This window comes from Cryobacterium sp. Sr8 (genome assembly GCF_004403225.1).
Taxonomy (GTDB): Bacteria; Actinomycetota; Actinomycetes; order Actinomycetales; family Microbacteriaceae; genus Cryobacterium; species Cryobacterium psychrotolerans.
This window is the reverse complement of the sequence record NZ_SOHO01000035.1, coordinates 1-12,613: the sequence shown is the minus strand read 5'-3', so window position 1 is coordinate 12,613 and position 12,613 is coordinate 1. Positions and strand designations below refer to the sequence as shown.

Sequence of the window (12,613 nt, the reverse complement as noted above, 5' to 3'; positions counted from 1 at the left end):
GGCATGCCGGGGCCCGTGCGCGGCCGGAGGTACAGCCCGGCGGGGCCTCACAGGCTGCCGCCGTAGAATTGACGGATGACCACTGTGCCTGCCACCGACACCGTGCCTTCGGCCGGGCCCGTTCAGTCGACGGCGCCGACCCCCGGCACCCCCAGCACTCCCGACGCCCCCGGCACTACGCCCGGCATCGACCCGGCCGACCTCGAGGTCGCCCTGCGGGTGCTCGCGCAGCTCACCACGATCGACCCGGAAGACCCGGACTTCGTCACCGTGCGCCAGGCCACCGCGAAGATGTTCAAGTCCGTCAAGGTCGCGCGCCGCTCCGAGAAACGCCAGGCCATCGCGGATGCCGACCGTGACGTGATCGCGGCCACGGCGACCGGCGCCCCCACCCGCATCGACGACGAGACCGTCGGCGCCCAGCTGCGCCTCGGCACCAGCAAGCCGTCGGCCGGCGAGCTGCTCGTCGCCCGCCCCTGCTACATCTGCAAGCAGCGGTACACCCTCGTCGATGCCTTCTATCACCAGCTCTGCCCAAGCTGCGCGGCGATGAGCCACGACAAGCGCGACGCCCGAACCGACCTCACCGGCAAGCGCGCGCTGCTCACCGGCGGCCGCGCGAAGATCGGCATGTACATCGCCCTGCGCCTGCTCCGGGACGGCGCGCACACAACGATCACCACGCGGTTCCCGCGCGACGCCGTGCGCCGCTTCAGCGCCATGCCCGACGCGTCCGACTGGCTGCACCGCCTGCGCATCGTCGGGATCGACCTGCGCGACCCGGCCCAGGTGATCGGCCTGGCCGATTCCGTCGCGGCACAGGGGCCGCTCGACATCCTGATCAACAATGCGGCGCAGACCGTGCGCCGCTCCCCCGGGTCCTACTCGCCGCTGGTCGAGGCTGAGTCGTCGCCGCTGCCGGAGGGGACCATCCCCGAGATCGTGAGCTTCGGGCACACCAACGACGCGCATCCGTCTGCCCTGGCCGCCTCGGTCAGCAGCCACCCCATCCTCGCCGCGGCCGCCGCCGGGGCCGGCGCGCTCACCGCGGATGACCTCACCGCCCTCGCCCTCGCCCCGGGCTCCTCGTCTCTCGAGCGCCTCGCGGCCGGCACGGCGATCGACGCCGGCGGCCTGGTGCCCGACCTGCACGACGTGAACAGCTGGACCGCCAACATTGAGGATGTCGACCCGCTCGAGATGCTGGAGGTGCAGCTGTGCAACACCACCGCGCCGTTCCTGCTGGTCAGCCGCCTGCGCGCCTCGATGGCGGCATCCCCCGCCCGGCGCACCTACATCGTGAACGTCTCGGCGATGGAGGGCGTCTTCGGCCGCGGCTACAAGGGGCCGGGACACCCGCACACGAACATGGCCAAGGCCGCGCTGAACATGCTCACCCGCACGAGCGCCAAGGAGATGCTCTCCGACGGCATCCTGATGACCAGCGTCGACACCGGCTGGATCACCGACGAGCGCCCGCACCCGACCAAGATCCGCCTCGCCGAGGAGGGCTTCCACGCCCCCCTCGACCTCGTCGACGGCGCGGCCCGGGTCTACGACCCGATCGTTCGCGGCGAGGCCGGCGAGGACCTCTGCGGGGTGTTCCTTAAGGACTACAAGCCCGGCACCTGGTAGCCCCGCGTCCCCTTGGCTCCCTGGCTCCCTCACCCGCCTGCCGCGCACTTCGCCCGCCCGCGCGCGCTCAGTTGCGGAAAAAGTACCTTCATTTCGCGCGCAAAGGTACTTTCTCCGCAACTCAACTCTCGATCGCCCCGGGGAGCGAGCGTGCGCGCGCCTAGGAGCCCTGGCTCGCGGCGAGCAGGCCACCGGGCATGAGCAGATACAGGCTGAATCCGATGAGCACCACCGCGCTGACGACGACTCCGATCACGGCGAGCGTCGGCCTCGCGCCCGCCTTGCGGTACCCGGCGAGCGCCACGATGCTCACGATCAGCCCGATCAGCGACAGCGCCGGGATCACGCCCAGGACGATCCCGGTGATGGCCGCCACCCGGGTGTTGGCCGCGACGGTCGGCACACCCGCGGCATCCCGATGGTCGGGCACAATCCCGCCGGGATGCGTCTGCCCGGCCGGAAGCCGCGTCGCGGAGCCCGTGTATTCGCCGCCGTTCGACATGAATGACCCCCCATTTTGCGTTCAGTCTAGGGACGGCGGCATCCGCGCGACAAGGAGCAAGGACCTCGACCCCCTGTGGAGTACAGTCCCCTGCAATGACACCCCCCTCCGCCATCGCCGCCCGGCTCCGCGCGGCGGGCTGCGTTTTCGCCGAAGACGAGGCCCGCCTGCTCAGCTCCGCGGCCCACACACCGGACGAACTCGCCGCGATGGTGGACCGACGCGTCCGGGGGCTGCCGCTGGAGCACATCCTGGGCTGGGCGGAGTTCTGCGGGCTGCGGGTGCAGGTCGATCCCGGCGTCTTCGTCCCGCGACGGCGCACCGAGTTCCTCGTGCGCCAGGCCCTCGCGGTGTTCCGTCCCGGGGCCGTCGTCGTCGACCTGTGCTGCGGTTCCGGCGCCGTGGGCGCGGCGCTCGTCTCGGCGGCGCCCCAGGTTGAGCTGTACGCCACCGACATCGACCCCGCCGCGGTGGCGTGCGCCCGGCGCAACCTCTCCGCTCCTCCCGGCCGAGTGTTCGAGGGCGACCTCCTCGACGCCCTTCCCGCGACCCTGCGCGGCCGGATCGACGTGCTGGTCGCCAACGCCCCCTACGTCCCCACCGGAGCCATCGAGCGGATGCCGCCGGAGGCCCGCCTGCACGAGGCCCGGGTGGCCCTCGACGGCGGGGCCGACGGCCTCGACGTGCAGCGGCGTGTGGCCGCGGCGGCGGCGGCCTGGCTGGCGCCGGGCGGGCACCTGCTGGTGGAGACAAGCCGGGCGCAGGCAGGGCACACCATGGCCGTCTTCGCCCACAACGGCCTGGCGCCGAGGGTGGCGCATTCCGACGGCCTCGATGGCACCGTCGTCATCGGCACCGGCGCCTGACACCCCGCCCACCCCGGACGGCGCCGTGATCGGCCAGGACCCGGTCAGCAGTCGGCTAGCGCCGCGCAGTCGAGAACGAGAGCTGCCGCACGGCGCGCATCGCGGACGGTGAAGGGCTGCGCGGCACATGGCTGCGCCTCTCCGCGACGGGATGCCAGCACCCGTGTCAGAAGCTCCGCGTACTCCGGCCACCTCTGAGCCGCGAACTCCGCTGCCGCCGATTTCGAGACAACCCGGCCGGTTTCGATGGTGACGACCAACCGTTGGGCGCCGAGCGCGAGCCATTCGATGGCCTCCGCGGGCACAGTGTCGTCATCCGACCGGGCGGCCAGCCTCGCCGCCGTGTCGGACGCATACGGCATCCAGTACGAGCGCAGGTTGTCTCGGCTGGCCGCACTGGCCCGTTCAGAGACGGCTGAAGCCGTGTCGACGTCCCGCTCCTCCTTCGACCACGAGCCCAGACGACCAGCGTTCACTCGCGCCGCGGACCCGTGCAGCATCTCCAGCCAGGTCACCCAGGTCAGTTGCCCGTCAGGCCGGGCCATCCCAAAATCGCCCGACACAACCTGCGGAGCCGACCGGATGCCATCCGGGCCCGAGGCGATCTGCCCGGCGGTGAGATAGATGCCGTCGACGCAATGGCCCGCAGCCGCCGTCGCTGCGTGCAGTCCCACCAGCACCTTTGCGTCGACGACTGTGACGAAGCGGCTCGTTTCGAACACGAGGTCGATGTCGCTGTCGTGCTGCCAGTCGCCGGATGCCCCGGAGCCGGTGAGGTGCACGGCGTCCAGCAGCCCCGGGATCAGCGCGTCAACGTCCGCAACGAATTCGCGCGCACGGTCGGTCAGTTCGACGGGCGGTCCGGGTTCAGTCACCACGCGACGCTAACACCGAAGCGGGCCGGCGTCCGTGAAGTCACGACCCCGGGTCCGCACCCACGATTGCGGGGGTACACTCCCCGGCATGGAAAAGCTGAACTTCACGGTTGAGGTGAACGCTCCCGTGCACACCGTCTGGACCACGATGCTCGACGACGCCACGTACCGACAGTGGACGAGCCCGTTCAACGAAGCGGGTTCCTGGTACGAAGGGAGCTGGGTCCTCGGCAGCGAGATCCGCTTCGTCGGGCCCGACAAAGACGGTACCCTCGGCGGGATGATCGCCACGGTCATCGAGAACAAGCCGGACGAACGCGTCACCCTGGAATACCTCGGCGAGATCCTCCGGGGCGTCGAGTACCGGGATGAGCGGTCGAAGTTCTTCGGCGGGAGGGAGACTTACTCCTTCAGCGAGTCCGGCGGCGTCACCACCGTGCGGGTGGACCTCGATTCCGAGGAGGACTTCTCGGCGATGTTCCGGGAAATGTGGCCATTGGCCCTGGCCAGGCTCAAGGCGATCGCCGAGTCGTAGTCGCAGTACCAGCCGCGCAGTGCCGAAGCCGAGATCCTGCGCCTCCGCCGGCTGCTTCGCCCCTGGGCGGCCCGATAGGCTCACGACGGTGAATAACCTGGCAGTTTCCATCCGACGCACGGTCGCTGCCGACTGGCGCGAAATCCGTGACCTGCGCCTCGAGATGATCCGCGACTCCCCGTCCGCGTACAACGAGACGCTGGACGGCGCGTTGGGTAACGATGAAGCCGAGTGGCGGATGCGCGGCGAGCGCGGCACGGCCGACCACGGCATCGCGGTTGCCGCGATCGACAGCGCGGGGCGCTTGGTGGGCGCGATGGCCGGATTCGTGTCCGAACCCTACGAGCGCCGGGGCTTCACCGCCACGGGCGAGGCCGTCCCCTACAACCTCGACCCGGGCAGGAACGAACTGGAGATGGTCAAGGTGCTCGAACACGAATGACCCTTGCCGAGTTCGACCTCCCAGCCGGCGCCTTCACGCTGCGCAGAGCCACGGCCGCCGACGTCGGCGCGATCGTCTCGCTGCTCGCCGACGACGAGCTCCGGGCATCCGTCGAATCGACCGTCCGAGAGGCGCGCGCTCCATACGATCGGGCCTTCGAGGCAATCGACGCAGACCCGGCACAGCTCCTGGTCGTTGCCGTCTCGCCCGCGGGAGAAGTCGTCGCGACGATGCAGCTGACATCCATCCCCGGTCTGGCCCGCGCGGGTGCGCTGAGAATGCAGATTGAAGCGGTGCGCGTGCACTCGAGCCTGCGCGGCAACGGCCTGGGCGGCGCCATGATCGCCTGGGCGATCGCGGAGGGCCGTCGACGCGGAGCACGGCTGGTTCAGCTCACGTCGGACCAGACCAGGCAGTCGGCACATCGCTTCTACGAAGGCCTGGGCTTCGAGTCCTCGCACGTGGGCTTCAAGCTCACCCTGTAGCTCGCCGTCCGCCCGAGTACCTGGCCCGCAACCCTCCCCTCGACCACTCGCCGAACTGTGAGTTCGGACCCTTCGCGGGGCGCGGGAAGGGTCCGAACTCACAGTTCGGCGGAGAGTGGGTCACTCAGGCGAGCCAGTGCAGGGCGCGGCCGTGGGGCTGGGTGAACGCGATCGGTTCTGTGCCCCGCGCCAGCACGAAGTCGGTGGATGCCGTGGGGACCGCTCGCAGGTTCTCCGCGACCGCGGGCACAACACTCTGGCCCTCGTTCGACAGCCAGCGCACGGGGAGCCTGGCCATCGTGGCGGCGAACCGCCGCGTGGCCTCCTCGTCGAGATAGGCCAGCACGGCCGTGTGGAACACGACGACGGTCGCCCCCGCCGGCGCGCGCGCGACCAGGGCCTCGACCTGCTCGTTGAGGTCACCACTCACGATCTCCACCGGCTCCGCCCGGGCGACCTCCACGGCGGCCCGCAGCCTCTCCCGGCGGTCGGCGTGCTCCGGCCAGATCAGCGCGTCCAGCCAGGCCACGTCGGCCTCGTCGTTCACGTCGAGCGGATTGAGGTCGATCCCGGCCCGCCAAACGACATCCGGGAGCCGGTCGGGGATCGGCACCGGGCCGGTCGCGGCGCAGTCGAGCACCACGGGGCTCGGCCCAGCGGCGGGATGGAGCATCCGCACCGTGCCGTCGGCGGCGGTGTACCGGTCGGGGTGCAGGCAGAGCCCGGCGGATGCCCCCACCTCGATCAGGGCCAGCGGACCGGGAATCGCGGCGAGCGCCGGGAGCAGCACGCCGCACCGGCCGGGTTCGTTCGTCTGCGTGGCATGGGGGAGGCAGGTGTCTTCGACGTCGGCCCAGTGCGCGGCCAGCCAGACGGAGAAGGCGGCGTAGTCCGAGACCGGAGCGCCGTGGAACCGGGAGGCGCTGAAGACCAGGTTGGGCTGGCGTTTCGGCCCGGGCAGCCGGTCGATCAGGGCCACCGTCGCCGGGTCATCCGACACCCCGCGCGCCCACTCTTCGTAGCAGGCGCTCATGCCGCGCGCCTCGACCTCGGCGAACTGGCGATAGCGGTCGGAGGTTGCTGCGTGAGGATCGGTGCTGGCTCTCATGCAGACACTCTAATCATGGCTAGGCTTGAGGATCGTGCGATGGCGCCACGAGCGTCGCGCGCATTTTTCGAACACCGCGACCCCAGATGGAGAAACCGTTGCCTGGAGTAAACCTCACCCGCATCGAAGCCCAGGAGCGTAAAGCGCTCCTCAGCGTGCAGAGCTACGACGTCACTCTCGACCTGACGACCGGGCCCGAAACATTCGGCAGCACGACAACGGTCAGGTTCACGGCAACGCCCGGCGCCTCCACCTTCATCGACGCGATCACCCGCACGGTGCACTCCGTCACCCTCAACGGCGTGACGCTCGACCCGGCATCCGTCAGCGACAACGTGCGCATCCAGCTCGACGATCTCGCCGCCGAGAACGAGCTGACCGTTGTCGCCGACGGCATGTACACGAACACCGGCGAGGGCCTGCACCGCTTCGTCGACCCGGTCGACAACGAGGTCTACCTCTACAGCCAGTTCGAGGTTCCGGACTCCCGCCGCGTCTTCGCGGTGTTCGAGCAGCCCGACCTCAAGGCTACGTTCCGCTTCACGGTGACCGCGCCGGGCGCCTGGGAGGTCATCTCCAATTCCATCACGCCCGAACCCACGGATGCCGCGGGCGGAGCGAAGACCTGGGCGTTCGAGCCCACCCACACCATGTCCAGCTACATCACGGCCCTCGTGGCCGGCCCGTACGCCGTCGTGCGCAGCGAGCTGACCTCGACCGACGGACGCGTCATCCCCCTCGGCCTGTTCAGCCGCAAGAGCCTCTTCCAGTACCTCGACGCCGACTACCTCTTCGAGAAGACCCGCCAGGGCTTCACGTACTTCGAGGAGAAGTTCAACTACCCGTACCCGTTCGACAAGTACGACCAGATGTTCGTGCCGGAGTTCAACGCGGGCGCGATGGAGAATGCCGGCGCGGTCACCTTCACCGAGTCCTACGTCTTCCGTTCCAAGGTCACCGACGCCATCAAGGAGCGTCGCGTGGTCACCGTGCTGCACGAGCTCGCGCACATGTGGTTCGGCGACCTCGTCACCATGAAGTGGTGGAACGACCTGTGGTTGAACGAGTCGTTCGCCGAGTGGGCGTCGACGATCGCCACGGCCGAGGCCACCGAATGGCACGAAGCCTGGACCACCTTCGCGGTAATGGAGAAGAGCTGGGCGTACAAGCAGGACCAGCTTCCCTCGACCCACCCGGTGGTCGCAACGATCAACGACCTCGAAGACGTGCAGGTGAACTTCGACGGCATCACCTACGCCAAGGGCGGATCGGTGCTCAAGCAGCTCGTGGCCTGGGTGGGCCGCGACGAGTTCTTCGCCGGCGTCGCCTCGTACTTCGCCAAGCACGAGTGGGGCAACACCGAGCTGAACGACCTGATGGTCGAACTCGAGGCCTCCAGCGGCCGCGACCTCACCGAGTGGACCAAGCTCTGGCTCGAGACGGCCGGCGTGAACACGCTCCGCCCCGAGATCACGGTCGACGACGCCGGAAACATCACCGGGTTCGCCGTGCTGCAGTCCGCCACCGCCGACTACCCCACCATCCGCCCTCACCGCCTCGCGATCGGGCTGTACAGCTTCGACACCGAGAATTCCCCGCAGGACGGCCGGCTCGTGCGCACGCACCGGGTCGAACTCGACGTCGACGGCGAGCGTACGGATGTCGTCGAGCTCGTCGGCCGCGCCCGCCCCGACCTGGTCCTGCTCAACGACGACGACCTTGCCTACGCGAAGATCCGCCTCGACGCCGCGTCGCAGGACGTCGCCCTCGAGTACTTGTCGGCGATCGAGAGCCCTCTGGCCCGGGCGATCGTCTGGGGTTCCGTCTGGGACTCGACCCGCGACGCCGAGACCGCGCCGCGCGACTTCATCACCCTCGTGCTCGGCAACGTCGCCACCGAAACCGAGTCGACCACGCTCCGCACGGTCCTCGGCCAGGTCGTGCTCGCGGCAACGTTCTACGTTGCCGAGGAACACCGCGCGGGCACGGTCAAGGAGGTCGGGGACTCGCTCTGGTCCCTCTCTCGCCACGCCGAGGCCGGCACCGACGCGCAGTTCCAGTTCGTGAAGTTCTTCGCGTCGATCGCGACCACCGAGGCCCAGCTCGAGTCCATCTCCGCCCTGCTGGACGGCACCTCGCCGCTCGACGGTCTCGTCATCGACACCGACCTGGCCTGGGAGCTCCTCATCGCCCTGGTCGCCGGCGGCCAGGCCGGCACCGCGGAGATCGACGCGGCCCTCGCCGGGGACAACACCGCGACGGGCGCCCAGTCGGCCGCCCAGGCCCGGGCCGCCATTCCGACTCTCGAAGGCAAGCAGGCCGCCTGGTCGTCTCTGATCGACGTCGACACCGCGCCGAACACCATCGTGCGGGTGACGGGCGCCGGGTTCCTCCGGGCGAACGACACCACCCTGCTCGAACCGTTCGTCGACAAGTACTTCTCCATGCTGCAGACGGTCTGGGCATCACGCAGCTTCGCGATCGCCGAGAAGATCGTCGTCGGCCTGTACCCGGCGCTCCTGGCCAACAAGGCGCTGGTCGATGCGACGCGCGCCTGGCTCGACGCCAACCCGGAGCCGGTGGCACTGCGCAGGCTCGTCATCGAGAACATGGCCGGCGTGGAGCGCGCCCTCGCCGCTCAGGCCCGCGACGCCGAGTAACCGTTTCACCCTGAGCCCGGGCGACATGCCCGGGCTCAGTCGTGCGCTCGGTAGACTGGGTCGAATATGAACTGGGACTCCATCTGGGCCGAATTGACCGACTTCTTCACCGTCTACCTGTGGCTGAAGATCTTCCACATCACCGCGATCATCATCATCGCGCTGCTCCTTCGCTGGGTGCTTCACTTCGTCATCCAGCGCGTCGTCCAGCAGATCGTCTCCGGCGTGAAGAGGACGCAGAAGGTCGACGACACGCAGGCCCTGAACGTGTCGCCGCTGGCCGCCGTGCGCGTGGTGCAACGCACCCGCACCCTCGGTTCGGTGCTCACGAACATCCTCAACGTGACCCTGCTGATCGTGACGGTGCTGCTCATTGTCAACGTCGTCAACACGGACATCCTCGGCTCATTCGCCCTGCTGACGGCGGCCCTCGGCGCCGGCCTCGGTTTCGGCGCGCAGAACATCGTCAAGGACATCCTGAACGGCCTGTTCATGGTTGTGGAGGACCAGATCGGCGTCGGCGACATCGTCGACGTGGGCTTCGCCTCCGGCGTCGTCGAGAACGTCGGCATCCGCATCACCCAGGTGCGCGACGTCGACGGCACCCTCTGGTTCGTGCGCAACGGCGAGATCCTGCGGGTCGGCAACATGTCGCAGGGCTGGGCCCGGGTCATCATCGACCTCGCCATCCCCTACAGCTCCAACGTCGAGGCCGTGCAGGCCGAACTGCTCCGCGTCGCCACCGCGCTCGCCTCCAGCCGCAAGTGGCGCGGCATCATCCTGGAGAAGCCCGAAATCTGGGGCCTCGAGTCGATCACCGCGGAGGCCCTTGTGACCCGCCTGGCCGTCAAGACACGCGTATCCGCCAAGTGGGACTTCGCCCGCGACCTCCGCCTGCACATGAAGAAGGCGCTCGATGGGATGGGCGTCTCGCTCACCCCGCTGAACAGCGTCGTGATGACCGGGGCGGATGGCGCGGCCGACGGCTCCGGCATCACTCCCTCGCTCGACGCCGCGGAAGAAGCCGCGGCTCAGGTCCCCGACGTGCTCACGGATGGCGGCGAGCCGCCCGCCCCGGCCAGGAAGTCCCGGGCGCCCAGGGCCCCCCGCAAGCCCAAGGCCGGGTCACAGCCCGCGTCAGAGCCCGTGCCGCCGACCGTGCCCCAGGCCGTGCCCCAGGTGCAGACAACCCCAGATCCGGAGATTCGCGATGACGCTTGACCCCACCCCGGTAACCCCGGCCGCAGTCCACCTTCGCGACGGTGAGAACGGCGCCGCGATTGGCCCGTCGTTCTACGAACAGGTCGGCGGACGCCCGTTCTTCGAAAAACTCGTCACCGAGTTCTACCGAGGGGTGGCCGGTGACCCCGTGCTGAAGCCGATGTACCCCGAGGAAGACCTCAGCGGCGCAATCGAACGCCTCACCATGTTCCTCGAGCAGTACTGGGGCGGCCCCGGCACCTACAGCGAACAGCGCGGGCACCCGCGCCTTCGCCAGCGGCACCAGCCGTTCAAAGTCAATCCGGATGCCCGCGACCGCTGGCTGCTGCACATGCGCGAAGCCGTCGACTCCGTCGGCCTGCCGCCCCTGCAGCGCGAAACACTGTGGGACTATTTGGATCGTGCGGCGCACGCCATGGTCAACACCTTCGAGGACTAACCCGGGCGCGCGGATCCGCCGCACCCTGACAGGGGAGTCACGATGAGCGCACCCGCGACCGAAGCCGATGTCATCGTCGTGGGAGCCGGGATCGCCGGCCTCGTCGCGACGGCCGAACTGGCCCAGGCCGGCAAGAAGGTCCTCCTCGTGGAGCAGGAACCGGCCGCCTCCCTCGGCGGCCAGGCCTGGTGGTCATTCGGCGGGCTGTTCCTGGTCGACACGCCCGAACAGCGCCGCATGGGCGTGAAGGACTCCCTCGAGCTCGCCCGGCAGGACTGGTTCGGCAGCGCCGGGTTCGACCGGGAGGAAGACCACTGGCCGAGGCGTTGGGCGAGGCGTATCTGAACTTCGCCGCCGGCGAGAAGCGGGCCTGGCTCCGCGAGAAGGGCGTCGGGTTCTTTCCGGTGGTCGGCTGGGCCGAACGGGGCGGTTACACGGCGCTCGAACACGGCAACTCGGTGCCCCGGTTCCACATCGTCTGGGGTACCGGTCCCGGCATCCTCGAACCCTTCATCCGGGCCGTGCGCGCCGGGGTCCAGGCCGGGCTCGTGAGCGCCCTGCACCGCCACCGCGTCGACGCGCTGATCGTCCTGGCCGGCTCGGTGGTCGGCGTGCGGGGCACCCGCCTGGCGGCCAGCTCCGCGGCACGCGGGGTGGCCAGCTCACGGGATGCCGTCGGCGACTTCGACCTGCGCGCCTCGGCCGTGATCGTCACCAGCGGAGGCATCGGCGGCAACCACGACCTCGTGCGCGCGCAGTGGCCGGAGCGCCTGGGCGAACCACCCGAGCACCTGTTGTCCGGCGTCCCTGCGCATGTCGACGGGCGGATGCTCGGCATCGCCGAACAGGGCGGGGCCCGGCTGATCAACGGCGACCGGATGTGGCACTATCCGGAGGGGATCACCAATTGGGATCCCGTGTGGGCCGCCCACGGCATCCGTATTCTGCCGGGGCCGTCGTCGCTCTGGCTCGACGCGACCGGCGCCCGGCTGCCGGCGCCGCTGTTTCCCGGGTTCGACACGCTGGGCACCCTGGAGCACATCCTGAAGACCGGCTACGAGCACAGCTGGTTCGTGCTCACCCAGAAGATCATCGAGAAGGAATTCGCCCTCTCGGGCAGCGAGCAGAATCCCGACCTGACCGGCAAAGACCTCAGGCTGCTCGCGCAGAGGGTGAGCCCGGGTGCGCCCGGGCCGGTCGAGGCGTTCAAGCAGAAGGGCGTCGACTTCGTCGTCGCCGACACGCTCTTCGAGCTCATGGCCGGAATGCAGAAGCTCTCCCCCGACATCCCGCTGGACTTCGCCCGGATCGAACAGGAGATCGTCGCCCGGGACCGACAACTCGACAACGACTTCGCCAAGGATGCCCAGATCAACGCGATCCGGCAGGCCCGCCACTATCGCGGCGACAAGCTCATCCGAGTGGCGACGCCGCACAAGCTGCTCGACCCGCAGAACGGGCCGCTGATCGCGGTCAAGCTGCACATCCTCACCCGCAAGAGCCTGGGCGGTATTGAGACCGACCTGTCCGCGCGCGCGCTCGGCTGGAACGGGCGCCCGGTTCCAGGCCTCTATGCCGCGGGCGAGGCCAGCGGCTTCGGCGGCGGCGGGATGCACGGTTACCGGTCGCTCGAGGGAACGTTCCTCGGCGGCTGCCTGTTCTCCGCACGCACCGCCGGCCGCGCGGTCGCCGCCGCCCTCTGACCCCCGCCCTGCCCCGCCCTACATTCCCCGCGAACCCTCTGCGTCAGGCTGATTGTGAGTCAGTTCACGATCAGAAGGAGGCAGGGGAATGTCGATAAGCCCAGGATTCACCACGGCGGAGATCCGCGAGTTCGTTCATGAG

Annotated in this window: 11 protein-coding genes and 1 pseudogene; 9 read left to right on the top strand and 3 right to left on the bottom strand. The window is 69.3% G+C overall.

Going from position 1 to position 12,613, the window contains the following annotated elements:
* The first annotated feature begins 75 nt into the window (after positions 1-75).
* A complete protein-coding gene (locus E3T54_RS05570; RefSeq protein ID WP_134474913.1) occupies positions 76-1,635 on the top strand; it encodes an SDR family NAD(P)-dependent oxidoreductase in 1,560 nt (519 codons plus the stop codon).
* Between the two features lie 160 nt (positions 1,636-1,795).
* Here E3T54_RS05570 and E3T54_RS05565 read toward each other — a convergent pair whose 3' ends face one another.
* Positions 1,796-2,137, bottom strand: coding sequence for a hypothetical protein (locus tag E3T54_RS05565; RefSeq protein ID WP_134474912.1), 342 nt, complete (start codon positions 2,135-2,137; stop codon positions 1,796-1,798).
* Between the two features lie 95 nt (positions 2,138-2,232).
* Between E3T54_RS05565 and E3T54_RS05560 the strand changes: the two genes are divergently transcribed.
* Positions 2,233-3,003: a putative protein N(5)-glutamine methyltransferase gene (locus E3T54_RS05560; RefSeq protein ID WP_134474911.1), complete on the top strand. Its 771-nt coding sequence runs from the start codon at positions 2,233-2,235 to the stop codon at positions 3,001-3,003.
* A gap of 44 nt (positions 3,004-3,047) precedes the next feature.
* On the opposite strand, the gene E3T54_RS05555 is transcribed toward E3T54_RS05560, so the two are convergent.
* Complete coding sequence (locus E3T54_RS05555) at positions 3,048-3,878, bottom strand: hypothetical protein (RefSeq protein ID WP_134474910.1); 831 nt, start codon at positions 3,876-3,878, stop codon at positions 3,048-3,050.
* 88 nt (positions 3,879-3,966) lie between these two features.
* Between E3T54_RS05555 and E3T54_RS05550 the strand changes: the two genes are divergently transcribed.
* The 3 genes from E3T54_RS05550 (at position 3,967) to E3T54_RS05540 (ending at position 5,340) form a co-directional block, all read left to right on the top strand.
* A complete protein-coding gene (locus E3T54_RS05550; protein WP_134474909.1) occupies positions 3,967-4,413 on the top strand; it encodes an SRPBCC domain-containing protein in 447 nt (148 codons plus the stop codon).
* A gap of 88 nt (positions 4,414-4,501) precedes the next feature.
* Entirely contained in the window at positions 4,502-4,855 is a 354-nt protein-coding gene (locus E3T54_RS05545) for a hypothetical protein (protein WP_241977074.1), read from the top strand.
* Entirely contained in the window at positions 4,852-5,340 is a 489-nt protein-coding gene (locus tag E3T54_RS05540; RefSeq protein ID WP_134474908.1) for a GNAT family N-acetyltransferase, read from the top strand. Before E3T54_RS05545 ends, E3T54_RS05540 begins: the two co-directional genes overlap by 4 nt.
* 124 nt (positions 5,341-5,464) lie before the next feature.
* Here E3T54_RS05540 and E3T54_RS05535 read toward each other — a convergent pair whose 3' ends face one another.
* On the bottom strand, positions 5,465-6,448 hold the full coding sequence (locus tag E3T54_RS05535) for a DUF2332 domain-containing protein (protein ID WP_134474907.1): 984 nt from the start codon (positions 6,446-6,448) through the stop codon (positions 5,465-5,467).
* A 98-nt stretch (positions 6,449-6,546) separates the two neighbouring features.
* On the opposite strand from E3T54_RS05535, the gene pepN reads away from it, so the two are divergent.
* The 4 genes and pseudogenes from pepN to E3T54_RS05515 all read left to right on the top strand — a co-directional run bounded on the left by pepN (position 6,547) and on the right by E3T54_RS05515 (position 12,471).
* Positions 6,547-9,108, top strand: coding sequence for an aminopeptidase N (gene pepN, locus E3T54_RS05530; RefSeq protein ID WP_134474906.1), 2,562 nt, complete (start codon positions 6,547-6,549; stop codon positions 9,106-9,108).
* Between the two features lie 66 nt (positions 9,109-9,174).
* Positions 9,175-10,329 carry a mechanosensitive ion channel family protein gene (locus tag E3T54_RS05525; RefSeq protein WP_092323751.1) on the top strand — a complete coding sequence of 385 codons (1,155 nt, stop codon included), beginning with the start codon at positions 9,175-9,177 and terminating at the stop codon, positions 10,327-10,329.
* Positions 10,319-10,768 (top strand): globin, encoded by a 450-nt coding sequence (locus tag E3T54_RS05520; protein ID WP_092323750.1) that lies wholly within the window; start codon positions 10,319-10,321, stop codon positions 10,766-10,768. The genes E3T54_RS05525 and E3T54_RS05520 overlap by 11 nt, the downstream gene beginning before the upstream one ends.
* Before the next feature lie 42 nt (positions 10,769-10,810).
* Positions 10,811-12,471: pseudogene (locus tag E3T54_RS05515) on the top strand (FAD-binding dehydrogenase).
* Positions 12,472-12,613: the final 142 nt, after the last annotated feature.